We start from the raw sequence: 24,469 nt of genomic DNA on the forward strand, positions 1-24,469 counted from the left end.
CACTCGTATGTCCACTCCCACCGTCGTCCTCGTCCACGGTGCCTTCGCCGACGCGGCCAGCTGGTCCGGCGTCGTCGCCGAACTCGCCGGCCAGGGAATCCCGATGATCGCCCCGCCGAACCCCCTGCGCGGTCTCGCCTCCGACGCCGCGTACATCGCGTCCTTCGTCGGGCAGATCGACGGCCCGGTCGTCCTCGTCGGCCACTCCTACGGCGGCGCGGTCATCACCGTCGCGGGCGCCACCGAGAACGTCGTCGGCCTCGTCTACGTCGCCGCGTACACCCCCGAGGAGGGCGAGAGCCTCGGCGGACTCCAGGGCCGCTACCCGCTGTCGCCGCTGGTGAGCAACCTGCGCGAATGGTCGTACCCGACCGGGGACGGGATCACCGCGACCGAGGTCACCATCAAGGCCGAGGCGTTCCCGGAGATCTTCGCCGCCGACGTCCCGGCCGCGACGACGTCGATCCTCGCCGTGTCCCAACGCCCGCTGGCCGCCGCCGTGTTCGGGGAGACGGCGAGCACCGCCGCCTGGCACACGAAGCCCTCCTGGGCGATCGTCGCCGCCGCCGACCAGGCCATCAACCCCGACGTCCAGCGCTTCGGCGCGGAACGCGCGGGCGCGAAGGTCACGGAACTCGCCGGCGCGTCCCACGCGGTCGCGGTGTCGCGGTCGAAGGAGGTGGCGGACGTGATCCGCGAGGCGGTGCAGGCGACTGGCTGAGCACAAGCACCGGTGGTGCGTACGACCCCGTACGCACCACCGCCCCACCTCACCCCACCACCCTCGGCCGCACCACAAGCTCGTTCACATCCACCCCCTCCGGCTGCCCCACGGCATACGCGACCGCCTCCGCGACCGCCCCCGCCGGCATCGCCACCGCCCGATACGCCCGCATCGCCTCCCGTGCCACCGGATCCGAGATCCCATCGGCAAGCTCGGACTCGGTCACCCCGGGGGAGACCAACGTGACCCGCACACCCCCGGCAACCTCCTGCCGCAACCCCTCGGAGATCGCGCGGACCGCGAACTTCGTCGCGCAGTACACGGCGGCGGTCGGAGACACCTCGTACGCCCCGACGGACGCGACGTTCACGAAGTGCCCGCCACCCTGCGCCCGCATCACCGGCAGCGCGGCGGCGATCCCGTGCAGCACACCACGCACGTTGACGTCGATCATCCGGTCCCACTCCTCGACCCGCAGCGCGTCCAGCGGCGACAACGGCATCACCCCCGCGTTGTTGACGACGACGTCGACACGGCCGTACATCTCGCGGGCGGCATCCACGAACCCCCGCACGTCCTCCAGGGACGTCACATCGAGCCGCCGGTACGCGGCCCCGATCTCCTTGCCCAGCGTTTCGAGCCGGTCGACGCGCCGCGCGCCGAGGAACACCCGGTGCCCGTCGGCGGCGAGCCGCCGCGCGGTCGCCTCCCCGATCCCGCTGCTGGCTCCGGTGACCAGTACGACCTTCATGTCCACAACTCCTGTCCGGTGGGGTACGGCAGCGAGTCTGAGCGGCGTGAACAGGCCGAACCAGGACGGCCGTTGCCTGGGTACGCCACACCCAGGCAGGGCCGCGCGCGACCGCCTAGCCTGGACCGCATGACCGGCAACCACCTGGGGGAGTTCCTCCGCGCACGCAGAGCCACCCTCGCCCCCGGCGACATCGGCATGGCGAGCCACGGTGTCCGCAGGGTCGCGGGGCTGCGCCGCGAGGAGGTCGCCGTCCTGGCCGGGATGAACGCGGACTACTACACGCGCCTCGAACAGGGCCGTGAACGCCGCCCCTCACCCCAGGTCGTCGAGGCGCTCGGCAGCGCCCTGCACCTCGCCCCCGAGGCCCGCACCCACCTGCACCGCCTCGCCGGAACCACCCCGAACACCCTCACGCCGACCACGGACCGGGTCACCCCCGCCCTGCGCCGCCTGCTGGACGCCCACCTGGACACCCCGGCGTTCGTCGTCAACCGCACGCTGGACATCCTCGCGGCGAACGCCCTGACCAGAGCCCTGTATTCACCCTTCGAGCGCCTCGACAACCTGGCCCGCATGACGTTCCTCGACCCGGCGGGCCGGTACGTCAACACACGCTGGGAGAGCACAGCCGTATCCGTCGTCGGCCACCTCCGCGAGGCGGCCGGACCCGACCCGGACAACCCGCGCCTGCGCGAACTGGTCGCGGCCCTCGGCGAGGACTTCGCCCGCCTGTGGAACACCCACACCGTGCACGGCAAGACGTCCGACACGAAACACCTCCGCCACCCGGACGTCGGCCCCCTCACCCTGACCTACCAGGCGTTCGACGTCCGCGAGGCCCCCGGTCAGCAACTCGTCGTCTACCAGGCCGAACCGGACAGCCTCAACGCCCTGCGACGGCTTCGACCAGCCTCCTGATGTCCGCGAGGTCCGCCTCGAACTCGGCGGTCAGGTCCAGCGGCAGATCCAGCCAGGGCGCGAGCCTGCCGTGCGCGGGGAGTTCACCCTCCGGGAGCTGACCGCGCCGCCCGCGCGGGTCGACGCTGCCGGGGGAGAAGCGGCCGGACGCCTCCGACGCCGCGAACCCGATGACGAACGTGCTGACCAGCCGCTCCAGGCGAGGCACCTCCGGCTCCGGGACCCCGGCCTCGATGAGGGCCGCGTAGATGAGATCCACCGCACGCACGGCGTCCGGGGAGACGGCGGGACGGGAGAAGAGGAGCTGCGCGGCCCACGGATGACGCCGGGTCACCTCACGGACGGCATGCGCGAGAACGGCGAGCCGCTCGTCCCAGGTCCGCTCCTCGACGACCCCCGAAGGCAGCACGACCAGCAGCCGCCCGAGCATGCCGTCCAGCAGCGCCGCCTTGTCCTTGACATGCCGGTACAACGCCATCGGCGTCACCCCGACCCGGTCGGCCAGCGCCCGCATCGACACCGCTTCCAGCCCGCGCTCGTCGGCGATCGCCAGCGCCGCGTCCAGGATCTCTTCCCGCCTGCCACTCATGGGTCTACAGTGTAGACGTATACGCCGTATACATCCCCTGGAGGTAGACATGCTCACGGTGACAGGACTGGTGAAGTCCTACGGCCCCCGCCGCGCGCTCGACGGCTTCGACCTGACCGTCGCCCCCGGCGAGATCGTCGGCCTGATCGGCCACAACGGCGCGGGCAAGACGACCTTCGTCGAAACCGTCACCGGCCTGATCGAGCCCGACGAGGGCCACCTCCGCATCGGCCCGCACGACACCCCGCGCGCCGCGCGCCACCTGCTCGGCGTCGCACCCCAGGAACTCGCCCTGTACGGCACCGTCAGCGCCCGCGAGAACGTACGGCTCTGCGCCGGACTCGCCGGCCTGCGCGGGCGCCACCGGGACGCCGAGATCACCCGCGTCCTGGAGGAACTCCACCTCACGGACATCGCCGACCGCCCCACCGGCCTCCTCTCCGGCGGCCAGCGCCGCCGCGTCCAGGCCGCCACCGCCATGGTCGGCGCACCCCCGCTTCTGCTGCTGGACGAGCCGACGGCGGGCGCCGACCCGGAGACCCGTACGGCACTCCTGGACGCGGTCAAGGCCCGCGCCGCAGCCGGTGCCGCCGTCGTCTACACGACCCACTACCTCCCCGAACTCGTCGACCTGAACGCCACGTTGGCCCTCGCCCGCGAAGGCCGCGTCATCGCCCGGGGCACCCAGGAGGCCCTCACCCGCGACCTCCCCGGCGAACTCCGCGTCACCTTCGCCACCGGCCCCGACCACCGCGCCCCCACGAAGACCCCCGCCGCCGACCTCGCCGCCCTCCTCGCCACCGGCCGCACCCCCGTCACCGTCGACGTCCGCCGCCCGAGCCTCGACGACCTCTACCACTCCCTGGAAGCGACCGCCCGATGACCCGCCTCGCCGTCCTCGTCCGCCACAACACCCTCCTGATGCTCCGCGAACCCGGCCCCCTCCTCAGCCGGATGATCCTCCCCCTGGTCTTCCTCACCCTGCTCCGCCCGCTCTACGTCTCCGCGCAAGGCCCACGAGCGGGCACCGAACAGGCCGTCATCAGCACCCTCGTCACCTTCTCCCTCCTCGCCCTCAGCATCTCCGGCAGCGCCATCCTCACCGAACGCCTCGCCCGCACCTGGGACCGCCTGCGCAGCACCCCCCTGCGCCCCGCCGAACTCCTGGCGGGCAAATCCCTCCCCGTCCTGGCCGCACTCCTCACCCAACAGCTCCTGATCATCGCCGCGGGCGCCTGGTTCTTCGCCCTCCGCGTCCCCCACCCCGCCCTCCTCCTCGCCGTCCTGTTCACCTGGAGCTGCACCCTCCTGTCCCTGGGAGCCCTCCTCGGCGTCCTGGCCCGCACGATGAGTGAACTCTCGGCGGCCTACGACATCGGCGGCATGCTCCTCAGCAGCGTCGGCGGCGCCTTCGTCCCCCTCGCGTCCCTCCCCGCCTGGATCGCGACGATCGCCCCCGCGTCCCCGGGCTACTGGGCGGCCCACGGCCTGCGCGCGGCCCTCTCCGGCAACCCCGGCACGGTCCTCACGACCTGCACGGTCCTCCTCACCATGACGACGGCCTTCGGCACCCTCGCCTCGCTACGACTCCGGGGCCGCAGCGGGCGGCTGGTGGCCCTGTAGGGTCACGCGCATGGGGGAACAGATCAACTGGGCGGTGCTGGAACACAATTACGGAACCGCCGAGGACGTACCGGAACTCCTGCGCCGATGCGCGGGACCGGACGGCGAGGAAGCGGCGGACGAGCTGCACAACCTCCTGTTCCACCAAGGCGGTTGGATCTGCCCGGCGGCCTCCGCCGCCCTCCCGTACCTGCTGCGCCTCGCGGCCGACTCGGACGTCCCCGGCCGTCTGACGATCCTCGAACTGATCGCGATGCTCGCCGGGGAGGCGGGCCGCGTGGCCGAACGCTTCCTGGACCCCGCCTGGCCACCGGCCTGGGACCGGGCCCTGCCCGGCGTCCTGGCCCTGCTGGCCGCCCCCGAACCGGAGATCCGCCGCGCCGCAGCCGACGTCATCGGCGCGTGCGCCACCCCCGGAGCCGCCCTCCTCCCCACCCTCCTGAACAGTTGGCGGACCGAGACCGACCTCCCCACCCGCCTCGAACTCACCCTCGCCCTCGGCAAGGCGACCCGCCGCACCCCGACCGGCGACCACCACGCCGAAGCCGAAACTCTCCTCCGGGAACAACTCGACGCACCCCACCCCCAACTCCGCCTCGCCGCCCTGCACGCCCTGGCTCCCGTCGCGCCGGACCACCTGCCCCAGGCACTGGAAGCCGTACGCGATCCCAGCGTCGACCTGTGGCGGCAGACCTCCTCGATCGCCGCCGGCCCACGAGCAGTCCAGCACTGGACCGCCGACCTCTTCCCCGGCGCATCCCCCGTCTACGCCCTGGGCCTCCTCGCCGACCACCCCGACGACGAGCAGCGCATCGGCGCCCTCGCCCAGGCGGGCGACCTGCTCGCACAGTGGCGTTCACCGACGACGGCACTGCTCCCGGAGATCGCCCGACGACTCGACGACCCCGCCACCGAGGTCCGCTACCGCGCGGTGGAACTGCTGGCCTGCCTCGGCCCGACAGCCACCGCGTACGCCGACGAGGTCGCCCTCCTCCTCGACGACACCGGCGTACGCACGACCCGCACGGCGGAAACCGTCGCCGGCGCGGCCGTGTGGGCGCTGGCCCGCATGAACGACCCGCGCTGCCTGCCGGCCCTGACCGAGTGCGTGACCGGTACGAGGGCCGGGCTGACCTGGGGAGGCGGCCTGCACTTCTCGGGCCGCCCCCACCGCCCCGTCCTCCCCTCCCTCCAGGAAGTCCTCACCCGACTCCCGGACCACGCCGACCGGTTGCTCCCGGCGCTCACCACCCGACTCGCGACGGCGAAGGACCCGCGCGGCCTCTGCGACGTACTCGCCGCCTGGGGCGCCGCAGCACACCCGGCCATCCCCCACCTCCTCCCGCTCCTGCACGACGACCAGCGCTGGACCCCGGCGGCGACAGCCCTGGCGGCGATGGGAGAAGCCGCCCACGAAGCGAGCGCCCGCTTGCTGCTTCGCACACGCACCCCCGGCGACCCCGAACTGGCGGCCTGGGCCTACTGGAAAACCTCCGGAGACCCGACCCCTCTCCTGGAAACGACCGAGGCCCCCTCTGTCCGCAGACTCGCCGACCTGGGCCCCCACGCAGCCCCCTTCGCGGACCGCTTCCGCACCTTGACCACCGACATCGACCCCTGGACCCGGGTGAATGCCGCCCACGCCCTGTGGTCCGCGACAGGCGACACCGACCACACCATCCCTGTCCTCACAGCAGAGATACGCGACTTGCCGAACGGCACCTACGTCCCGGTGATGCTCGCCGCAGTACGCCACCTGACCCGCATGGGCCACGCCCCCCGCTTCCTCGACACCGTCCCCACGACCGACCACCGCCTCCACTACTTCTCCGGCTGGCGCTCCTTCACCGAGGACGAGACCATCCGCACCGCCGTGACCGAACTCCTTGCGGAGGGGCCATGCTGACCACCCCGTTCACCGAACTGCTCGGCGTCCAGCACCCCATCGCCCTGGCCCCGATGGGCGGCTCGGCGGGCGGCGCCCTGACCGCCGCCGTCAGCCGGGCGGGCGGCTTCGGCATCCTCGGCAGCGGCGACGGCGACGCGGACTGGCTCGCCCGCGAGGTCCCGCTCGTTACGGCGACCGGGAGACCATGGGGCGTCGGCTTCCTCACCTGGGGCATCGACCTCGCCGCAGTGGACCGGGCGCTGGCCTACGCCCCCGACGCGGTGATGCTCTCCTTCGGCGACCCCAGCCCGTACACGCAACGCGTACGAGAAGCGGGGGCGCGCCTGATCCTCCAGGTAACGGATCTGGAGGAGGCGAGGCGGGCGGCGGACCTGGGAGCCGACGTGATCGTGGCCCAGGGCACCGAGGGCGGGGGACACGGAGCCCGACACGGACGCTCCACGCTTCCGTTCGTCCCGGCCGTGGTGGACCTCGTCGGCCCGGTCCCGGTCCTGGCGGCGGGCGGAATCGCCGACGGCCGAGGCGTGGCGGCGGCCCTCGTCCTGGGCGCGGCGGGCGCGGTCGTCGGCACCCGCTTCCAGGCCAGCACGGAAGCCCTCGTCGACCCCGCCATCACCAAGGCGATCCTCGAAGGCCGGGGCGAGGACACCGAGCGCAGCCGGGTCCTGGACATCGTGCGCGGCTCCGCCTGGCCCGCGCAGTACCCGGCCCGCACCCTGGGCCACCCGCACCTGGACCGCTGGCGGGGGAGAGAGGCCGAAGCGACGGCCGACCCCCGGGCCCGCCAGGACTACGAGGACGACCTCGCCGCAGGGACGATCACCCCGCGCCCGGTCTGGGCGGGCGAGGCCGTCGACCTCATCACCGACCTGCCGTCCGCCGAGGAACTGGTCACCAGGATGGCCACAGAGGCACAGGAGGCGTTGAACCGCTTCTGACCACTTTCCGCATGTTTCACGTGAAACAACGTCAACTGCGGCCTTCCGCCCGGTAAGAGCGCTACCGTGCGAGTCCACCCGCCCCGCACCCAGGACTCCCCATGCGCCGCCGAACCCTCCTCGCCACGGCCCTGGCAGCCGCAGGCGCCCTCGCCGCGAGCCCCCGCGAAAACCCCGCCCACACCGACATCCTCTTCATCGGCGCCCACCCCGACGACGAGGCCCAGAACCTCTCCACGTTCGGTCAATGGCGAGAACTCCACGGCCTGACCACCTCCGTCCTCACGGTCACCCGAGGAGAGGGCGGCGGAAACGCGACGGGCCCACAAGAGGGCGCGGAACTGGGCCTGCTCAGGGAGACCGAGGAGCGCACGGCGACCGCGTACGCGGGCATCGAGAACGTCTACTACCTCGACAAGCCCGACTTCTGGTACACACTCTCCGCACCCCTGACCGCGCGGATCTGGAACGAACAGGACACCCTCCGAAGCATCGTCCACCTGATCCGCAGAACCACCCCCCACACCGTCGTCACGATGGACCCCCGCCCCTTCGGCCAGCACGGCGCGCACCAACTCTCCGCCCGCCTGGCCATCGAGGCGTTCTGGAAGGCAGCCGACCCGACAGCGTTCCGGCACCTCGCCCCCTGGCAACCCCGCTGCCTCCTCGCGCAGAACGCCAACTTCCAGCACCTCCTGGGCCCGGACGCCCCGAAAACCCGCCGCACCGACCCCGACACCGGCCTCCCCGTGATCGGAGTCTGGTCCGGCACCCCCTCCCGCGCACACCGCACGACCTGGGCCCAGGCCGAACGCCACGCGTCCCGCGCCTACCGCACCCAGGGCTGGGCCACCCTCCCGCCGAAGGTCCCCGCACACCTCGACTCCGACTGGTTCACCGTGCTAGCCGAAGACACCCACCCGATCGAGGCACCGGTCCACGACCAACCCGAACTCCGCCCCCTGTACGCCGAGTTCCGCGACTGGACCCACCGCATCGGCCTCCCCTGGCTCGCGAACAACGCCCAACCCGCCTACCCACCCCGCCCGACAACAACGATCCCCGCAACCACCCGCCCCCCGACCCTGACCGGCAGAGAAGCCGAATACCCCGGCCCCGAACTCCCCCTCACCCACTGGCAGGGCGACACCGCCACCGCAGAGGACTGCTCGGCAACCGCGAAACTCGCCCGCCACGGCGACGACCTGTACGTCCTGATCCGGGTCCAGGACGACAGACAGAGCGCGGCCCTGAAAGAGACCGACGTCAAACGCCACTGGCGCACCGACTCCGTGGAGATCGCCATAGACCCCCGAGGCGACGCCGACGACACCTCGACCACCTTCAAAACCGGCATCGTCCCCCGCACCACCCCCCACGGACACCCGGCAGCCGAACGGGACGCCGACAACCACCAGGGCCCGGCACCGCTCCAGGTCGCCGCACACCCAACGCCCCAGGGCTACACGATCGAGGCGAAGATCCCCCTCACGGATCTCCCCGCACCCCCCGACCCCGACCGCTTCGCCCTCAACATCCTCGTCTACGACTCCGACACGACCGACCACACCGGCCAGACCCGCCTGGCCTGGTCCCCGTACGGCAGCCCCCAGGCCGACCCGTACGTCTGGGGAACGGCCCGCCTGACCGGCTACACCCCGCCCCCGATGCCACGGACACCCCCGCAGATCCCCACGGAGGCAGCCCGCAGCACGGATTCCCCGGCGTCCCTGGCTCAGTCCCGCCGCACAGGAGTACCGCTCCCGAAACGCTAGTTGGGCGCCCCCGGCGGCACCCGGGGCAACGGCTCCAGCCGGACCGAGGCGGGATCGGCGAGGTACGAGGTCACGAACTCGGCGGCATCACGCCGCCGTTCGTTGCCCTGCCCCAGCTCCACGGCCAACCGCCGCAGCACGGCACGCACCTCGGTCCGGACGGAAGCGTGCAGCCCGCCCCCGTCGAGGACGTGCAGAACGTGCTGGAGAACGGCCCAGTCGGCGGTGTGCTGCACGGCCGTACCCGCAGGCACATCCGCCGACACGGAGTCAGCACGCCCCCAGGTGGCCGACAGGATCGCGTCGAGAACGTCCGCCACCCCGGGCACCGAGACATCGGCCGCATGCTGCCACGCCACCCGGTTCAGCCGTGCCGGATCCAACAACGCCTCCGTCACCAGCGTCACCGCGACCCGCACGGCACTGAAGGGATCGAAGACCCGCCCGGCGAACGTGTCGTAGTACTGACTGCTCCGCCCGTACCGGATCGCGGGCGGCGTCAGCACACCCAACACGCTCTCGGGCAGGGCGAGTTCCTCGGCCCGCAACAACCGGGCGAGCCGCCTCAACGCCTTCCGCTGAACCTCCGCCTCCACCACGACCGTCCCCGCCCCACGGTCCCCGGCGACCCCGTACCCGTACCGCACCCCGCCGACGAGCCGTGCGACAGCGGTCACCTCGTGCCGGTGCAGCAGATGCAGCAGCACGGCCCGCTCCTCCAGCTCCCCGGTCTGCCGGTCGGGCGGCAGCACACCGCGCGAGAACCCGGCGAGCGCGATCCGCCGCACCCGCAGGATGTGCTCCAGCGCGGGCAGCGCGTCCCCGGCGGTGACCCACGGAACCCCGTCGGCATGGGCGGCGTCCGGCCCGTGCCCGTCCTCGTCGGTGACGTACGCGAGGTGCCTGAACTCCTCCCTCAGCTCGCCGAGTTGCGCATCCGTCAGATCGCCGTACGCGTGCCGCACGAGGAAGTGGTCCCAGGTCCCGAGACCGACCGCGTACGCGTCCCCCAGATCCAGGGTCCCGTCCGCGGTCACGCCGATCCGGGCGTGCGGATAGTCCATCACCGACGGATGGAAGTGCGTCGTACTGGCGTAGTTGTGCATGAACCCGAGCGCGTGCCCGATCTCGTGCGCGGCCAGCTGTCGGATCCGCGCGAGCACCAACTCCTCGACGGCGGCGAGCCGTTCGGCCTCGTCGCGCCGCCCGTACGGCGCGAGCAGCGCCTCGCCGAGCGCCCGCACCTGCTCCACCCGCTGCGACCCGAGCCGCACCCGCGCGTGCAGCACCTCCCCGGTACGCGGATCGGTGAGCCCCTGCCCGAGCGACCACCCGCGCCCGGCCCGGTGCACCCACACGACGCCGTTCACCCCGGGCTCGTACGGATCGAAGTCCGCGCCCCCCACCTCCACCCGGTACGCCTCGGGCAGCCCGATCGCGGCGAACCCCTCCCGCCACCAGTTCCCGCCCTCGACGACCGCCGACCGCAGCGGCTCCGGCACGGCGGGATCGACCTGGAACACGACCGCCGCAGCCCCGCCCCCCACCCGGAACCGGGGCTGGACCTTCACCTGCCGCCCACCGAGCCCGTGATCGACATAGCCGACGCCGTACCCGCCGGACGCGGGGTGATAACTCCGCGCGGGCATCGGCGACGAGGGCAGCGGTACGAGATTGAGCTGCTGGACGACGCTGAGCGCGCGCGGATCGGCGGCGACCGCGCGCACGGCCGCACCCCGGCCGGGCCCCCGGAACGTCAGCAGCGCCGGCAGCCGCACCCCGCGCGGCGACGCGGACGCGGCCAGCGCAACGCTGGTCGGCTCGTCGAGGACGTACTCGCCCTGCCCGTGCTCGGCGAGATGCTCGGCGACCCGGTCGTGGTCGTACAGCGAGAGCCCCGTGGCATCGACGACGGTCAGCCCGCCCTCCTCCCGCAGCACCGGCCCGCTCCACACGACGGACAGCGCGAACGACTCCGCCCCGGCGCGCACGGCGGCGGCGTCCCCCGTACTCAGGAAGTGCTTGTTCCGCACGGCGAACAGCACCCGCTCCCCGACCCGCCGGAACTCCACGAGCCGCGCCTTGCCCGCCCGCCCCCGGTCGAGCCACAGCTCGCTGGAGCCGAGGCCCTGGGAGAGGGAGACGGTCAGGAGGAACGGCTCGTCGAACCGGCGGATGCCCAGCAGGGGGCGCCCTTCGGGGTCCGGGACGAGGTCGAGGAAGCCGGGCATCGGCGGAACCTTTCATCGAGCGAGGAGGCGGCTACCTTCTGCGGACTCATGGAGAACCCTCCCCCCTCAGGTATCCGCTTGTATCCGCATGAATACAGACCGACGATGAAGTGTATGAGCCCTCACCGGCGAGCCACTCCGGACCCCCAGGAAACGGTCGACCTGCTGTCGGCGCTGATCCGTAACGCCTGCGTCAACGACGGCACCCCCACCCCGGAGTCCGGCGGCGAGGCACGCACCGCCGACACCCTCGCCGACTATTTCTCCGGCTCCGCCGTCGAGACCGAACGCGTCGAACCCGTCCCCGGCCGCGTCACCACCCTCTTCCGGGTCCCCGGCCACGACCCGAAGGCTCCCGCACTGACGCTGCTCGGCCACACCGACGTCGTCCCGGCCGACCCGCGCACCTGGAGCCGGGACCCGTTCTCCGGCGAGGTCCGCGACGGCATCGTGTGGGGGAGGGGAGCGATCGACATGCTCAACCTCACCTCCGCGATGGCCGTCGTCACCAAGGCCGTCTCCCGTACGCCGCACCGGCTCGCCGGAGACCTGGTGTTCGCGGCCGTCGCCGACGAGGAGGCGGGCAGCCGCTACGGCGTCGGCTGGATCGCCGAACACGCACCCGGCCTGCTGCCCTGGGACCACGCCCTCACCGAGAGCGCGGGCGCCCGCGTGGGACCTCGCGCGGTCACGGTCACCGTCGGCGAGAAGGGCGCCTTCCCGCGCCGCCTGCACGTCCGGGGCAGTTCAGGGCACGGCTCGATGCCCTGGGGCACCGACAACGCGGCCCTCCTCGCGGCCGAGGCCGCGCTCAGGGTGGCCCGCCACCGCACCCCGGCCCGCACCGACGAGCGCTGGCACGACTTCGTCCACGCCACCGGGCTCCCCGCCGACGTCACGGCCGGACTCCTGAACCCCGACACGCTGGACGACCACTTGGTCCACCTCGGCGACAGCGCACGCTTCGCGCACGCCCTCACCCACCTCACCTTCGCGCCGACCGTCCTGAAATCCGGCGACAAGCTCAACGTCATCCCCGCCACGGCCGTCATCGAGGTCGACGTACGCTCGCTGCCGGGCCAGGACGACGACGAGATCGACGCCGAACTCCGCACCGCCCTGGGCGACTTGGCCGACCGCGTCGAGATCGAGCGCCTGTCCCGCCGCACCGCCTCCGCGTCCCCCGCGGGCCGCCTGTACGACGTGATGGGCGACGCGATCCGCCACCAGCTCCCCGACGCCGAGATCCTCCCCACCCTCACTGCGGGCGGCACCGACGCACGCTTCGTTCGCGACGCCGGGGGAGTGGCGTACGGCTTCGGCGTGTACGCGCCCGGCTGGGACGTCGGCAAGACCCGCAGGCTCTTCCACGGCGACGACGAACACGTGGACGTCGAGAGCCTGCACCTCACGACCCGGGCGCTCGACGAGGTGGTCCGCGTCTTTCTGGGCGGAGCGTCATGAAGGGAGGCGGGCCGTCGAACGCGCCTGTACGGAAGGGGAGTTGAGTTGCCCCCTTTGGCCTAGTTGGCCGACGCTGCCGTCACCGCGCCCCCTAACTCGCCGACGGCACAAGGCCGGTGGGCATCCGCACGCCCCCACCACACCGTCCCCGCTCACCTGTCGAGCGCAGCCAACGCCCGCCGCGTGACATCCTCCGGCGCCGCCGCGATGACCCGCTCCAACGCCCCCAAGGACGCTTGGAGTTCAGCGATCGACCCCGAGATCCGCTCCCGCTCCCGATGCAGATCGGCGACAAGGTCCGAACACGTCGGCACCAACCCCTCCGGCGTATCCCGCAGACACGGCAGGATCGCGCCGATCGTCGCGGTACTGAGCCCGGCGGCGAGCAGCGAGCGGATACGCCGGACGGTGTCGACATCGTCGTCCGCGTACTCCCGGTACCCGCTGGGCCGCCGCGCCGGACACAGCAGCCCCTGCTCCTCGTAGTACCGCAGCAGCCGCTCGTGCACCCCGGTCCTGCGCGACAACTCCCCGATACGCACCGGCAGTTCCCCTTCGGCTTGACTCTCACACCGATGTCAGAGCCTAGCGTCGGAGGCGAACAAGATCGATGCCCTCCCGGAGGAGTACGCACCATGCGCGCAGTACAGATCGACCACCACGGCGGCCCCGAAGTCCTCACCGTCCGCGAGATTCCCGACCCGGTCCCGGCCCCCGGCGAGGTCCTGATCCGGACCGCCGCGAGCAGCCTCAACCCGGTCGACTGGAAGACCCGCGCGAAGGACATCGGCCCCGCCCTCCCCGCCACCCTCGGCTGGGACCTCTCCGGCACGGTCGTCACCGCGAACGACGCCCCCTTCGAGCCCGGTGACCAGGTCGTCGCGATGTCCGCCCAGATCGCCACGGCCCGCGGCACCTGGTCCGAACTCGTCGCCCTGCCCGCCCACTTGCTCACCCACGCCCCCACGACGGTCCCCCTCACGGACGCCGCCGCCCTCCCGCTGGCCGGCGTCACCGCCGTACAGGCCCTCGACAAGACGGCCCTGACGGAAGGTGCCCGCCTCCTCGTCATCGGCGCCATCGGAGCCGTGGGCGGTCTGGCCGTCCAACTCGCCCGCCACACCGGCACCGAGGTCGACGCCTTGGTCTCCCGCCCCGCGCACCTCGCGGAGGCCGGCGCCCTGGGTGCCGTACACGTCACCCACACCCTCACCGACCTGACCCCGGCGACGTACGACGCGATCCTCGACACCGCAGGCCTGGACGCGGGCCACCTCCTGGCCCCCGGCGGCCGGTACGTCTCGATCGCCGACGAACCCCTCCCCGACGTCCCCGGCGCGACGAAGAGCTACGTCCAGGAGAACGCGGCCCACCTCGCCCACCTGGTAGCCCTGATCGACAAGGGTGATCTGCGCCTGCGTATCGCCACCCGCCACCCGCTCGACCAAGTCCGCGCCGCGCACGAGGAGTTCGAGGCCGGGGGAGTCCTCGGCAAGATCCTCCTCACGTTCTGAGGAAGCCTCAAGCCGACTCCCGGCGCACCGACACCGCCTCCCGAGGCGGCTCGCGCCGGGGGACGGGCCGCCCCTCCAACACCCGCGACCCATCGCAACCTGCGACGCCGACAACCTCGAAACCGCCGCCGGCGGCCTCCACCACCAGGTCCGCCACCTCACCACCGGCCACCTGGAGACACAAGGGCGCACCCCCGCGCAGGAGTCCCAGCCCTCTCACGAGAGCCCCACCCCCTCCAACTCCCGCAGATACCCGTCCAGTTCAGCGGCCCCGCCCAGCAACGCCCGCCCCCGCACAGCCAACCGCCCCCGCCACTCCCGCAGCAACCCCCCGAGTGGCTCCACCCCACCCGCCGCCCGCACCTGCGCCATCACCGGCGCGATCCGCTCCAACAGATAACCCCCGCGCCGCAGTTGATGCACCAGCCGCGCATCCCGCACCGCCCCCGCGTCGTACACCCGATACCCGGTCACCGCGTCCCGCACGGGCCGCACCAGCCCGGCCCGCTCCCACTTCCGCAACGTCGCCGGCCGCACCCCCAGCCGCGCGGCGAGCGGCCCGATGAACACCCCACCGGCCTCGTCCACCGGCGTGAGATCCCCGAGCGCCCCCTCCACGGCCTCCAGCGTGCGCCGGTCCTCCAGCAACTGCGCATGACTCCCGTCGACGATCCGCAACGCCTCGTCGACGTCCCCCGAGTTCACGGCCCGCATGATCGCCGAGGCCGTCGCATGCCCGTGCCCCGGCACCAGCGAGAGAAACGCCCCCAACGCCCGCGCGTGCACAGCCGTATAGACCCGGTACCCATGAACCGTCCGCCCGGCGACGGGAAGAATCCCGTCCTCCTCGTAATTGCGCACGGCCTGCGTGGAAATCCCGTGCCCCCGCGCCAGATCGACCGGCCGCAGCTTCCCACTCGTTTGAAGGTTATGTCCCATACCCCCGCCGAAATCCCGCAAAAGCTTCCACCGAAGGTTCAAAGATACCGTTGAACGCATGGTCACCGACATCAAGGACACCGCCCGTCCCGCCGAGGCGCGAGCCATCCTCGACCTCCTCCCCACCCGCCCGAGACTCCTCGCCCTCGGCGAACCCACCCACGGCGAGAACACCCTCCTCGACCTCCGCAACGACGTCTTCCGTCAACTCGCCGAACAGGAGGGCTACCGCACGATCGCGATCGAGAGCGACTGCCTGAAGGCCCTCCTCGCCGACGACTACATCACCACCGGCACCGGCACCCTCGACGACGTCATGACCCACGGCTTCAGCCACGACTGGGGAACCCACCGCGCCAACCGCGACCTCGTACGCTGGATGCGCGCCCACAACGAGCCCCGCCCCGCCGCCGAACACGTCCACTTCGCCGGTTTCGACGGCCCCTTCGAGATCACCCACGCGGAAAGCCCCCGCGAGGCCCTCACTGCCCTCCACACCCACCTAGCCCTGGACACCGCCCACCTCGACCGCCTCCTCGGCCCCGACGCCCGCTGGACCGACCAGGCCGCGATGCTCGACCCCACCCGCTCCCCGGGCCGCTCACCCGAAGCACAGCAACTCCGCCTCCTGACCGACGACGTGACGGCTCTCCTCGACCACCAGCCCCACTCGGCCCGAGCCGACCTGTACGCCCGCACCGCCACCGCCCTCCTGCGCTACCACCACTGGATGGCCGACCCCACCCCCACCCGCATGACCCGCCTGTGCGCCCAGCGCGACGCGACGATGGCCCACAACCTCCTCGCCCTCGCCGACCAGGGCCCCACTTTCGTCCACGCCCACAACGCCCACCTCCAGCGCGAGAAGAGCTCGATGCAGATGTGGCAGGAAAGGGTCGAATGGTGGAGCGCGGGCGCCCTGGTGACCGCCCGCCTGGGCAAGAACTACGCCTTCGCGGCGACAGCCCTCGGCACACTCCACCACCGGGGCGTAGACACCCCACCCCCGGACACCCTGGAGGGCCTCCTGTACGAAATCCCGTACCCCCAGTACGTCATAGACCCGGCCCACCTCCCCAACATCCGTCCCCGAGTGTCTCCTTGGTTCGGCTACGCCCCCCTCGACCCGAGCCACCTACCAACCATCGACGCCCTCGTCTACGTCAAGGACGTCTAACCCTCCCGCGATCCCGACGTCTAGGACAGAACCCGACCTAGACGCCACCTACCTTCACTCCCACGGCACCAACAGACCGACCGAGGGAGCCTCCATGCTGCGCGGCGTCACCACCGTCCGCTTCCACACCGCCGACCTCGACGCCGCCAAGCGCTGGTACACCGAACTCCTCGGCATCGAGCCCTACTTCGACCGCCCCGGCTACGCCGAATACCGGATCGGCGACTACGAACACGAACTCGGCCTCCTGGACGCCACACACGCGGGCACCCTGGGCGCCCACGAGGTCGCCCCCGCCTCCGGAGCGGTCATCTACTGGCACGTCGACGACGCCGAATCCGCCCTCACCCGCCTCCTCACCCTCGGCGCCACCCTCCACGAACCCCTCCGCGAGTTCGGCGACGGCTTCACCGGCGCCTCGGTCCTCGACCCCTTCGGAAACGTCCTCGGCATCATGCAGAACCGCCACTACACGGACATCCTCACCTCACGCCAGCAGCCGTAGCATCACCTCGACCGGCAGCGAGGGATTGGAGGCCGCCGCCTCCACCACGTCGTCCTCCTCATGCCCGAGCAACTCCACGATCACCTCCACCGGCAGAGCAGGATGCGCGGCAGCCACCCGCCGCGCCCGCACCTCCCCGAGGCACGCCACCAGAGCCGCCCCGTGTGCGTCGGCCCGCCCCGCCACCGCCCGCAACACCTTCCCCACAGGCCGCACTTGGAGCGCCAACTCCTCCAACAACCCCCACGGCACATCAGGATTGACCGCCACCTGAGCGGCGACCCGCACCCCGTGCCGCTCGACCATCCCCCTCAACTGCCCCTCGGACAGCCCCGGATGCCGGGCGACGGCCTTCACCACCTTCGCATCCGGATCGACGACCAACGCATCCCGCACAGCCTCCGGCAGATCCGACCGGAGAGCCACCAACGCCCGCACCGACGAACTCCGCGACGCCGCCAGCTCCTCCACCTCCGCAGGACTCGCGGCGGCCACCCTCGGCAACAACACCGCGCCGATCTTGGAGACCCCGGCGACCGAGACGAGCACATCGAGCGGTGCGGCAGGGTTGTGCGCGAGCTCCCGCAGTACCGAGACGTCCTCGTCCCCGGCCAGTACCCGCGCCACCGCTTCCCCGATCGCCGGATTCCCGGCAACCGCACCGCGCACACCGGCGTACGGATCCACCGCGAGCCGCGCGTACACGTCCTGCGGCAGGTCGGCACGCTCGGCCACCTGCCACCGGATCAGCATCTCCGGATGATCCGCGAACCCGGCGACGGCTCCGGCGGGCGTACTTGGATTGCCCGCGACCCGATGCAGGATCGAGTGGGCGGACGACTGATGCGACCCGTCACAAGCGGCCCCGGACGGCAGATCGCAGTCGGACCGCATGCAGTCGCTGGGATGGACGAAGGGAATCTCCACCCGCTCACACACGACACACCACCGCACCGGAGGCAACCCCACCCCCGTGACCAGCATCGCCAACACCTCCGGCGGCGTCCGAGAATTCCCCGCCACCGCGATCCGCACCTCGGCATGCGGATGCCGGGCGAGCCCCGCCGCCACCTCCGCCGACGCGAACCACGCAAGCTCGGCGACGACAGACACGTCGACGTCCCCGGCGAGCCGCTCGACCACATCGTCCGGAAGCCCCGGACAACTCGCCAACTTCTCCCGATGCTCGACAACAGGATCACCGGCGAGAACCCGAGCCCACTCCACATCACCCACCCCCTGATCAAGCATCGCGATCGCAGCAAGCGGCTGACTCACCGGATCGACGTCACCGACCGCCAACTTCCCGGCCCAAGCCAACGACAGAACGGCACCCTCCCCCCGCCCCGCCAACGCGACCACCTGCCCCCGACTCAGATCCTCCCGCTCGGCAAGAACCCCGACGACGTCATCGTCAGCGACCCCGATCAACCGATCGACCAGCTCACCCGGCAACGCGGGATTGGCCGCGAGCCCCTGCAACACATCATCCACAGCAGGCATCGTGCCCGAATCCCATCCCACAGTTCCCGCGATTTTCCCTCTGGCCGGATGATGTGATCACCACGCTCTCCAGAGGCAAGGGAAAGGCCCAGATGAAACTCCACACCCAGGAATGGGGAACCGGCCCCCGAACCGCCGCCCTGATCCACGGCATCATGTCCGACCACCGCACCTGGCACCGAGTAGGCCCCGCCCTCGCCGCCAAGGGCTACCGCGTGATCGCCGTGGACCTCCGAGGCCACGGCACCAGCCCCCGAGGCCCCTACAGCGCCGAATCCTGGGCCGACGACCTCACCGAAACCCTCCCGCACAACCTGGACCTGGCGATAGGCCACTCCCTCGGCGGCATGGCCCTCGCCCTGGCCGTAGAACGCCTGACCCCCGCACGAGCCGTCTACGCCGACCCCGCCTGGGCCCTGCACCACGGAAGAACCGTCGACCCCGCCGTCTACACGGACCTCAAACACGCCACCCGCGAAACCCTCTCCACCCGCAACCCCGACTGGACCACCACCGACCTGGACATCGAACTCGCCACCCTCGCCGACTGGGACCCGGACACCACCCACGCGGTGCTCGGCCCCAACGCCCTCGACCGCACCCCCACCCACCCGATCGTCCCCTCCCTCGTCCTGACAGCCGACCCCAGCCCCCTCGTCAGCCCCGCACTCGCAACCCGCCTCAAGGAACAGGGATTCGAGGTCAGACCCGTCACCGGCACCGGCCACACCATCCACCGCGACAACCATGACGCCTTCATGAAGTCCCTGGACGGCTGGATCTGACCCCTGAACAGATCACCCCGACCCCGAAGAGATCGCGATCACAACGAGACCGAGGGAAAGGTCACAGCCGCGCCCCCTCTGCTCCTCCGCGCCCGTGTCCTAGCATCCGACCATGACGGTCCTGCCTGACGACGGGCTCGAACTGGCCGGCGAATTCCCCGACGTACCCCATGAGCAGTGGCAGCGCCTGGTGGCGGGTGTCCTGCGTAAAACGGGCAAGGACGTAGAGGGAACCGCCGCCGAGGAAGCCCTGTCCACCGCGCTGGAGGACGGGCTGCGCACCCGCCCCCTCTACACCGCGCACGACACAGCCCCCGACCCCGGCCTGCCCGGCTTCGCTCCGTTCACGAGGGGATCGAGGCCGGAGGGCAACACGGCCGGCGGCTGGGACGTACGGCAGCGGCACACGACACCGCACAACGACGCCGTCCTCATGGACCTGGAGAACGGCGTCACGTCCCTGTGGCTGACCGGCATCCCGCCCCAGCACCTCGCCGCGACCCTGGACGGCGTCTACCTGGACCTGGCCCCCGTCGTCCTGGACGCGGGCGCCGAAACAGCCGCGTCCGCACGGGAATTGCTGCGCCTGTACGACGCGGCAGGCGTCGCGGGGAAGGCGGTACGGGGCAACCTGGGCGCCGACCCTCTGGGCCACGAGGCCCGCACGGGCGAGCGCGCGGACATCCCGTCGGCGGACCTGGCCCGCCGCTGCACGGACGGATACCCGGGCCTGCGCGCGCTGACGGTCGACGCCCTCCCGTACCACGAGGCGGGCGGCTCGGCCGCCCAGGAACTGGCCTGCTCCCTGGCCACAGCGGTCGCCTACCTCCGCGACCTGACGAACTCCGGCCTGAGTGCCGAACAGGCCTGCGCCCAACTGGAGTTCCGGTACGCGGCGACGGCCGACCAGTTCCTGACGATCGCGAAGTTCCGGGCGGCCCGCCGTCTGTGGTCGCGCGTGACGGAGGTCTGCGGGGCCCCGACCGCACAGCTCCAGCACGCGGTGACGTCCCCGGTGATGATGGCGCGCCGCGACCCGTGGGTGAACATGCTGCGCACGACGGTCGCGGCGCTCGCGGCGGGCACGGCCGGCGCGGACGCGGTGACCGTCCTCCCCTTCGACGAGTCCCTCGGCCTCCCGGACGCGTTCGCCCGCCGCATCGCCCGCAACACGTCGACGATCCTGATCGAGGAATCCCACCTGGCCCGCGTCATCGACCCGGCGGGCGGCTCCTGGTACGTGGAGCGCCTGACGGACGAACTCGCCCACGCGGCCTGGGAGTTCTTCCAGGGCATCGAGCGCGACGGCGGCATGGCGTCGGCCCTGCGCTCGGGCCGCCTGGCCGACGACCTCGCGGCGACGTGGGCGGACCGCTCGAAGAAGCTGGCGAAACGCCGCGAACCCATCACCGGGGTGAGCGAGTTCCCGTACCTGGCGGAGAAGCCCGTACACCGCCCACCCGCCCCGCAGCCCCCGACGGGCGGCCTGCCGCGCGTACGCCGCGACGAGGCGTACGAGGTGCTGCGCGCCCGCTCCGACGCCCACCTCGCCGCGACGGGCACCCGCCCCCGCGTCTACCTCGCGGCCCTGGGCCCGGCCGCCGTCCACACCGCCCGCCTCTCCTTCGCGGCAGCCCTGTTCCAGGCAGGCGGCATCGAACCGGTCACCGAGGGCACGTTCCAGGAGAGCGGCACCACCGAGGTGTGCCTGTGCTCAAGCGACACCGTGTACGAGGAGGAGGCGACACGGACCGCGCAGACCCTGAAGTCCCAGGGCGCGGCCCACGTGTCGCTGGCGGGCCGGGGCACCTACCCGGGTGTCGATACGTACGTTTTCGCGGGCTGTGACGCGGTCGCCGTACTGACCGCCACCCTCGACCGTTTGGGAGTGTCGTGATGGGGATCCCCGACTTCTCCGGGATCGGACTGGGCACGCCGTCGGCCGACGGCACCCCGGCCGACTGGGAGGCGGCGCTGAAACACGCGGCGGGCGGCGACGCCCCGCTGTGGGAGACCCCCGAGGGCATCCCGGTGAAACCGCTGTACACGGCGCACGACCTGGAGGGCCTGGACTTCCTGTCCACGTACCCGGGCGCGGCACCGTTCCTGCGCGGCCCGTACCCCACGATGTACGTCAACCAGCCCTGGACGGTCCGCCAGTACGCGGGTTTCTCCACGGCGGAGGAGTCGAACGCGTTCTACCGCCGCAACCTCGCGGCGGGCCAGAAGGGCCTGTCGGTCGCCTTCGACCTGCCCACGCACCGGGGCTACGACAGCGACCATCCGCGCGTCACCGGCGACGTCGGCATGGCGGGCGTGGCGATCGACTCGATCTACGACATGCGCCAGCTCTTCGACGGCATCCCGCTGGACAAGATGAGCGTGTCGATGACGATGAACGGCGCGGTCCTGCCGGTACTGGCCCTCTACATCGTCGCGGCGGAGGAGCAAGGGGTCCCGGCGGAGAAACTCGCGGGGACGATCCAGAACGACATCCTCAAAGAGTTCATGGTCCGCAACACGTACATCTACCCGCCGGGCCCGTCGATGCGGATCATCTCCGACATCTTCGCGTTCACCTCCCAGCACATGCCCCGATACAACTCGATCTCGATCTCCGGCTACCACATCCAGGAAGCGGGCGCGACGGCCGACCTGGAACTCGCCTACACCCTCGCCGACGGCGTCGAGTACATCCGCGCGGGCCGTGAAGCCGGCCTGGACGTCGACGTCTTCGCCCCCCGGCTGTCGTTCTTCTGGGGCATCGGCATGAACTTCTTCATGGAGATCGCGAAACTCCGCGCCGCGCGCCTCCTGTGGGCGAAACTGGTCAAGCAGTTCGACCCCCAGAACGCCAAGTCCCTGTCCCTGCGCACCCATTCACAGACCTCGGGCTGGTCCCTGACAGCGCAGGACGTCTTCAACAACGTCACCCGCACCTGCGTGGAGGCGATGGCCGCGACCCAGGGCCACACCCAGTCCCTGCACACGAACGCCCTGGACGAGGCCCTCGCCCTGCCCACGGACTTCTCGGCCCGCATCGCCCGCAACACGCAGCTGCTGATCCAGCAGGAGTCGGGCACGACACGGGTGATCGACCCGTGGGGCGGCAGCGCGTACGTCGAGCGCCTGACCTACGACCTGGCGCGCCGCGCCTGGCAGCACATCCAGGAGGTCGAGCAGGCCGGCGGCATGGCCCGCGCGATCGACGAGGGCATCCCCAAACTCCGCGTCGAGGAGGCCGCCGCCCGCACCCAGGCGCGTATCGACTCGGGCCGCCAGCCGGTGATCGGCGTCAACAAGTACCGGGTGGCCACCGACGAGGACATCGAGGTCCTGCGCGTCGACAACTCCGCCGTCCGCACCCGCCAGATCGACAAACTCCGCCGCCTGCGCGCCGAACGCGACGAGCAGGCGTGCCGCGACGCCCTGGACGACCTGACCCGCGCGGCCTCCGGCGAGGGCAACCTCCTGGACCTCGCGGTCCGCGCCGCCCGCGCGAAGGCGACGGTGGGGGAGATCTCGGACGCCCTGGAGAAGGTGTTCGGCCGTCACGCGGGCCGGGTCCGTACGATCTCCGGTGTGTACCGCAACGAGGCAGGCGAGTCGGCGACCGTGGAACGCACCCGGGCCCTGGTGGACGCGTTCGCTGAGGCCGAGGGCCGCCGCCCCCGCATCCTGGTGGCGAAGATGGGCCAGGACGGCCACGACCGCGGCCAGAAGGTCATCGCGACGGCCTTCGCCGACCTCGGCTTCGACGTCGACGTCGGCCCCCTCTTCCAGACCCCGGCGGAAGTGGCCCGCCAGGCGGTGGAGGCGGACGTCCACATCGTCGGCGTGTCCTCCCTCGCGGCTGGCCACCTCACCCTGGTCCCCGCCCTGCGCGAGGAACTGGCGGCGGAGGACCGCGAGGACATCATGATCGTGGTCGGCGGAGTGATCCCCCCGCAGGACGTCCCGACCCTCCTGGAGATGGGCGCGGCGGCGGTCTTCCCGCCGGGGACGGTGGTCCCGGACGCGGCCCACGACCTGGTGGAGCGCCTGGCATCCGGCCTCGGACACGCCCTGTGACGGACGTCGCGGTCTACGTCAAGGGCGTCCTGGAGGGGAAGCGCGGGGTGATCGCGCGGGCGATCACCCTGGTCGAGTCGGTGCACCCCCGCCACCGCGCCCCGGCGCAGGAACTGCTGACGGCGCTGCTCCCGCACAGCGGACGCTCCCGCCGCATCGGCATCAGCGGCGTCCCCGGCGTGGGCAAGTCGACGTTCATCGACGCGTTCGGCTCGATGCTCACCGGCCTGGGCCACCGCGTTGCCGTCCTCGCCGTCGACCCGTCCTCGACCCGAACCGGCGGCTCCATCCTCGGCGACAAGACAAGAATGGAACGCCTGTCGGTGGACCCGGCGGCGTTCATCCGCCCCTCCCCGACCTCGGGCACGCTCGGCGGGGTGGCACGGGCGACCCGCGAGTCGATGGTGGTGATGGAGGCGGCGGGCTACGACGTCGTCCTGGTCGAGACGGTCGGTGTCGGCCAGTCCGAGACGGCGGTCGCCGACATGACGGACTCCTTCCTCCTCCTCACCCTGGCCCGCACCGGCGACCAGCTCCAGGGCATCAAGAAGGGCGTCCTGGAACTCGCGGACGTGATCGCGGTGAACAAGGCGGACGGCCCCCACGAACGCGACGCCCGCACGGCGGCCCGCGAACTGTCCGCCGCCCTGCGCCTGATGCACGCCCGCGATGCCGCCTGGACCCCGCCGGTCCTCAGCTGTAGCGCCCGCGACGAGACGGGCCTGGACACACTCTGGGAGCGCCTGGAACAGCACCGCACCCTCCTGCACTCCACAGGCCGCCTCACGTCCCGCCGCCAGGACCAGCAGGTCGCGTGGACCTGGTCGATGGTCCACGACGAACTCCTGTCCCGCCTCCACACGGACCCCGCAGTCCGCGCCCTGGCCCCCACGGTGGAGGAGGAGATCCGCACGGGCACGGTGACCCCGGCGCTGGCGGCGGACCGCATCCTGAAGACGTTCGGCGCCGGAAGCTCCTGAGCGTCCCTTCGTGCGCGACACGTACGCCGTTCGTACGCGATAGGTGCGCTTCACGTTATGGTCGGTGCGG

At 71.8% G+C, this 24,469-nt stretch carries 22 protein-coding genes; 15 read left to right on the forward strand and 7 right to left on the reverse strand.

Features of this window, described 5'->3' with window-relative positions; genetic code table 11:
• Positions 1–7: 7 nt before the first annotated feature.
• Positions 8–721 carry an alpha/beta fold hydrolase gene (locus J8M50_RS26770; RefSeq protein ID WP_010352158.1) on the forward strand — a complete coding sequence of 238 codons (714 nt, stop codon included), beginning with the start codon at positions 8–10 and terminating at the stop codon, positions 719–721.
• Positions 722–770: 49 nt separating this feature from the next.
• Here the strand turns inward: J8M50_RS26770 and J8M50_RS26775 are convergent, their stop codons facing one another.
• Complete coding sequence (locus tag J8M50_RS26775) at positions 771–1,475, reverse strand: SDR family oxidoreductase (RefSeq protein ID WP_010352157.1); 705 nt, start codon at positions 1,473–1,475, stop codon at positions 771–773.
• A gap of 129 nt (positions 1,476–1,604) precedes the next feature.
• On the opposite strand from J8M50_RS26775, the gene J8M50_RS26780 reads away from it, so the two are divergent.
• A complete protein-coding gene (locus J8M50_RS26780; RefSeq protein ID WP_010352156.1) occupies positions 1,605–2,396 on the forward strand; it encodes a helix-turn-helix transcriptional regulator in 792 nt (263 codons plus the stop codon).
• On the opposite strand, the gene J8M50_RS26785 is transcribed toward J8M50_RS26780, so the two are convergent.
• The gene (locus J8M50_RS26785; RefSeq protein ID WP_010352155.1) at positions 2,362–2,985 is read right to left on the reverse strand and encodes a TetR/AcrR family transcriptional regulator; all 624 of its coding nucleotides are present in this window, start codon (positions 2,983–2,985) and stop codon (positions 2,362–2,364) included. The two genes, J8M50_RS26780 and J8M50_RS26785, sit on opposite strands and share 35 nt — an antisense overlap.
• Positions 2,986–3,034: 49 nt before the next feature.
• Between J8M50_RS26785 and J8M50_RS26790 the strand changes: the two genes are divergently transcribed.
• The 5 genes from J8M50_RS26790 to J8M50_RS49285 all read left to right on the forward strand — a co-directional run bounded on the left by J8M50_RS26790 (position 3,035) and on the right by J8M50_RS49285 (position 9,230).
• Positions 3,035–3,868 carry an ABC transporter ATP-binding protein gene (locus J8M50_RS26790; protein ID WP_010352153.1) on the forward strand — a complete coding sequence of 278 codons (834 nt, stop codon included), beginning with the start codon at positions 3,035–3,037 and terminating at the stop codon, positions 3,866–3,868.
• Positions 3,865–4,608, forward strand: a complete 744-nt coding sequence (locus J8M50_RS26795; RefSeq protein WP_010352152.1) for an ABC transporter permease — start codon at positions 3,865–3,867, stop codon at positions 4,606–4,608. The genes J8M50_RS26790 and J8M50_RS26795 overlap by 4 nt, the downstream gene beginning before the upstream one ends.
• A gap of 10 nt (positions 4,609–4,618) precedes the next feature.
• On the forward strand, positions 4,619–6,514 hold the full coding sequence (locus J8M50_RS26800; RefSeq protein ID WP_010352151.1) for a HEAT repeat domain-containing protein: 1,896 nt from the start codon (positions 4,619–4,621) through the stop codon (positions 6,512–6,514).
• Positions 6,508–7,455 carry an NAD(P)H-dependent flavin oxidoreductase gene (locus J8M50_RS26805; RefSeq protein ID WP_010352150.1) on the forward strand — a complete coding sequence of 316 codons (948 nt, stop codon included), beginning with the start codon at positions 6,508–6,510 and terminating at the stop codon, positions 7,453–7,455. The genes J8M50_RS26800 and J8M50_RS26805 overlap by 7 nt, the downstream gene beginning before the upstream one ends.
• Before the next feature lie 101 nt (positions 7,456–7,556).
• On the forward strand, positions 7,557–9,230 hold the full coding sequence (locus J8M50_RS49285) for a sugar-binding protein (RefSeq protein WP_010352149.1): 1,674 nt from the start codon (positions 7,557–7,559) through the stop codon (positions 9,228–9,230).
• On the opposite strand, the gene J8M50_RS26825 is transcribed toward J8M50_RS49285, so the two are convergent.
• On the reverse strand, positions 9,227–11,461 hold the full coding sequence (locus tag J8M50_RS26825) for a zinc-dependent metalloprotease (protein WP_010352148.1): 2,235 nt from the start codon (positions 11,459–11,461) through the stop codon (positions 9,227–9,229). The two genes, J8M50_RS49285 and J8M50_RS26825, sit on opposite strands and share 4 nt — an antisense overlap.
• A gap of 114 nt (positions 11,462–11,575) precedes the next feature.
• On the opposite strand from J8M50_RS26825, the gene J8M50_RS26830 reads away from it, so the two are divergent.
• The gene (locus J8M50_RS26830) at positions 11,576–12,925 is read left to right on the forward strand and encodes a M20/M25/M40 family metallo-hydrolase (protein WP_010352147.1); all 1,350 of its coding nucleotides are present in this window, start codon (positions 11,576–11,578) and stop codon (positions 12,923–12,925) included.
• A gap of 152 nt (positions 12,926–13,077) precedes the next feature.
• Here the strand turns inward: J8M50_RS26830 and J8M50_RS26835 are convergent, their stop codons facing one another.
• On the reverse strand, positions 13,078–13,467 hold the full coding sequence (locus J8M50_RS26835; RefSeq protein WP_010352146.1) for a MerR family transcriptional regulator: 390 nt from the start codon (positions 13,465–13,467) through the stop codon (positions 13,078–13,080).
• A gap of 93 nt (positions 13,468–13,560) precedes the next feature.
• Between J8M50_RS26835 and J8M50_RS26840 the strand changes: the two genes are divergently transcribed.
• Entirely contained in the window at positions 13,561–14,439 is an 879-nt protein-coding gene (locus J8M50_RS26840) for an NADP-dependent oxidoreductase (protein WP_010352145.1), read from the forward strand.
• 7 nt (positions 14,440–14,446) lie between these two features.
• Here J8M50_RS26840 and J8M50_RS26845 read toward each other — a convergent pair whose 3' ends face one another.
• Positions 14,447–14,659, reverse strand: a complete 213-nt coding sequence (locus J8M50_RS26845) for a hypothetical protein (protein WP_010352144.1) — start codon at positions 14,657–14,659, stop codon at positions 14,447–14,449.
• A complete protein-coding gene (locus J8M50_RS26850) occupies positions 14,656–15,378 on the reverse strand; it encodes a TioE family transcriptional regulator (RefSeq protein ID WP_029183635.1) in 723 nt (240 codons plus the stop codon). The genes J8M50_RS26845 and J8M50_RS26850 overlap by 4 nt, the downstream gene beginning before the upstream one ends.
• A 58-nt stretch (positions 15,379–15,436) precedes the next feature.
• Between J8M50_RS26850 and J8M50_RS26855 the strand changes: the two genes are divergently transcribed.
• Together J8M50_RS26855 and J8M50_RS26860 are read left to right on the forward strand one after the other, a co-directional pair.
• Positions 15,437–16,555: an erythromycin esterase family protein gene (locus tag J8M50_RS26855; protein WP_059048312.1), complete on the forward strand. Its 1,119-nt coding sequence runs from the start codon at positions 15,437–15,439 to the stop codon at positions 16,553–16,555.
• A 94-nt stretch (positions 16,556–16,649) separates the two neighbouring features.
• The gene (locus J8M50_RS26860; RefSeq protein ID WP_059048313.1) at positions 16,650–17,060 is read left to right on the forward strand and encodes a VOC family protein; all 411 of its coding nucleotides are present in this window, start codon (positions 16,650–16,652) and stop codon (positions 17,058–17,060) included.
• On the opposite strand, the gene J8M50_RS26865 is transcribed toward J8M50_RS26860, so the two are convergent.
• Positions 17,043–18,554 carry a hypothetical protein gene (locus J8M50_RS26865; RefSeq protein WP_029184605.1) on the reverse strand — a complete coding sequence of 504 codons (1,512 nt, stop codon included), beginning with the start codon at positions 18,552–18,554 and terminating at the stop codon, positions 17,043–17,045. The genes J8M50_RS26860 and J8M50_RS26865 overlap by 18 nt on opposite strands.
• A 101-nt stretch (positions 18,555–18,655) precedes the next feature.
• On the opposite strand from J8M50_RS26865, the gene J8M50_RS26870 reads away from it, so the two are divergent.
• The 4 genes from J8M50_RS26870 to meaB all read left to right on the forward strand — a co-directional run bounded on the left by J8M50_RS26870 (position 18,656) and on the right by meaB (position 24,399).
• Positions 18,656–19,348 carry an alpha/beta fold hydrolase gene (locus J8M50_RS26870; RefSeq protein WP_010359886.1) on the forward strand — a complete coding sequence of 231 codons (693 nt, stop codon included), beginning with the start codon at positions 18,656–18,658 and terminating at the stop codon, positions 19,346–19,348.
• Between the two features lie 112 nt (positions 19,349–19,460).
• The gene (locus J8M50_RS26875; protein ID WP_010359887.1) at positions 19,461–21,245 is read left to right on the forward strand and encodes a methylmalonyl-CoA mutase subunit beta; all 1,785 of its coding nucleotides are present in this window, start codon (positions 19,461–19,463) and stop codon (positions 21,243–21,245) included.
• Entirely contained in the window at positions 21,245–23,419 is a 2,175-nt protein-coding gene (scpA, locus tag J8M50_RS26880) for a methylmalonyl-CoA mutase (protein ID WP_010359888.1), read from the forward strand. Before J8M50_RS26875 ends, scpA begins: the two co-directional genes overlap by 1 nt.
• Positions 23,416–24,399 carry a methylmalonyl Co-A mutase-associated GTPase MeaB gene (gene meaB / locus J8M50_RS26885; RefSeq protein ID WP_010359889.1) on the forward strand — a complete coding sequence of 328 codons (984 nt, stop codon included), beginning with the start codon at positions 23,416–23,418 and terminating at the stop codon, positions 24,397–24,399. Before scpA ends, meaB begins: the two co-directional genes overlap by 4 nt.
• Positions 24,400–24,469 lie beyond the last annotated feature (70 nt).

Source organism: Streptomyces acidiscabies, from assembly GCF_020010905.1.
Classification (GTDB): Bacteria; Actinomycetota; Actinomycetes; order Streptomycetales; family Streptomycetaceae; genus Streptomyces; species Streptomyces acidiscabies.

Excerpts from the sequence above, each read along its gene's own strand:
- J8M50_RS26780 (WP_010352156.1), top strand. The coding sequence starts at position 1,605 with ATGACCGGCAACCACCTGGGGGAGTTCCTCCGCGCACGCAGAGCCACC.
- J8M50_RS26775 (WP_010352157.1), bottom strand. The coding sequence starts at position 1,475 with ATGAAGGTCGTACTGGTCACCGGAGCCAGCAGCGGGATCGGGGAGGCG.
- scpA (WP_010359888.1), top strand. The coding sequence starts at position 21,245 with ATGGGGATCCCCGACTTCTCCGGGATCGGACTGGGCACGCCGTCGGCC.
- J8M50_RS26805 (WP_010352150.1), top strand. The coding sequence starts at position 6,508 with ATGCTGACCACCCCGTTCACCGAACTGCTCGGCGTCCAGCACCCCATC.
- J8M50_RS26850 (WP_029183635.1), bottom strand. The coding sequence starts at position 15,378 with ATGGGACATAACCTTCAAACGAGTGGGAAGCTGCGGCCGGTCGATCTG.
- J8M50_RS49285 (WP_010352149.1), top strand. The coding sequence starts at position 7,557 with ATGCGCCGCCGAACCCTCCTCGCCACGGCCCTGGCAGCCGCAGGCGCC.
- J8M50_RS26870 (WP_010359886.1), top strand. The coding sequence starts at position 18,656 with ATGAAACTCCACACCCAGGAATGGGGAACCGGCCCCCGAACCGCCGCC.
- J8M50_RS26825 (WP_010352148.1), bottom strand. The coding sequence starts at position 11,461 with ATGCCCGGCTTCCTCGACCTCGTCCCGGACCCCGAAGGGCGCCCCCTG.
- J8M50_RS26830 (WP_010352147.1), top strand. The coding sequence starts at position 11,576 with ATGAGCCCTCACCGGCGAGCCACTCCGGACCCCCAGGAAACGGTCGAC.
- J8M50_RS26770 (WP_010352158.1), top strand. The coding sequence starts at position 8 with ATGTCCACTCCCACCGTCGTCCTCGTCCACGGTGCCTTCGCCGACGCG.
- J8M50_RS26860 (WP_059048313.1), top strand. The coding sequence starts at position 16,650 with ATGCTGCGCGGCGTCACCACCGTCCGCTTCCACACCGCCGACCTCGAC.
- J8M50_RS26840 (WP_010352145.1), top strand. The coding sequence starts at position 13,561 with ATGCGCGCAGTACAGATCGACCACCACGGCGGCCCCGAAGTCCTCACC.
- J8M50_RS26875 (WP_010359887.1), top strand. The coding sequence starts at position 19,461 with ATGACGGTCCTGCCTGACGACGGGCTCGAACTGGCCGGCGAATTCCCC.
- J8M50_RS26795 (WP_010352152.1), top strand. The coding sequence starts at position 3,865 with ATGACCCGCCTCGCCGTCCTCGTCCGCCACAACACCCTCCTGATGCTC.
- J8M50_RS26800 (WP_010352151.1), top strand. The coding sequence starts at position 4,619 with ATGGGGGAACAGATCAACTGGGCGGTGCTGGAACACAATTACGGAACC.
- J8M50_RS26785 (WP_010352155.1), bottom strand. The coding sequence starts at position 2,985 with ATGAGTGGCAGGCGGGAAGAGATCCTGGACGCGGCGCTGGCGATCGCC.
- J8M50_RS26790 (WP_010352153.1), top strand. The coding sequence starts at position 3,035 with ATGCTCACGGTGACAGGACTGGTGAAGTCCTACGGCCCCCGCCGCGCG.
- J8M50_RS26855 (WP_059048312.1), top strand. The coding sequence starts at position 15,437 with ATGGTCACCGACATCAAGGACACCGCCCGTCCCGCCGAGGCGCGAGCC.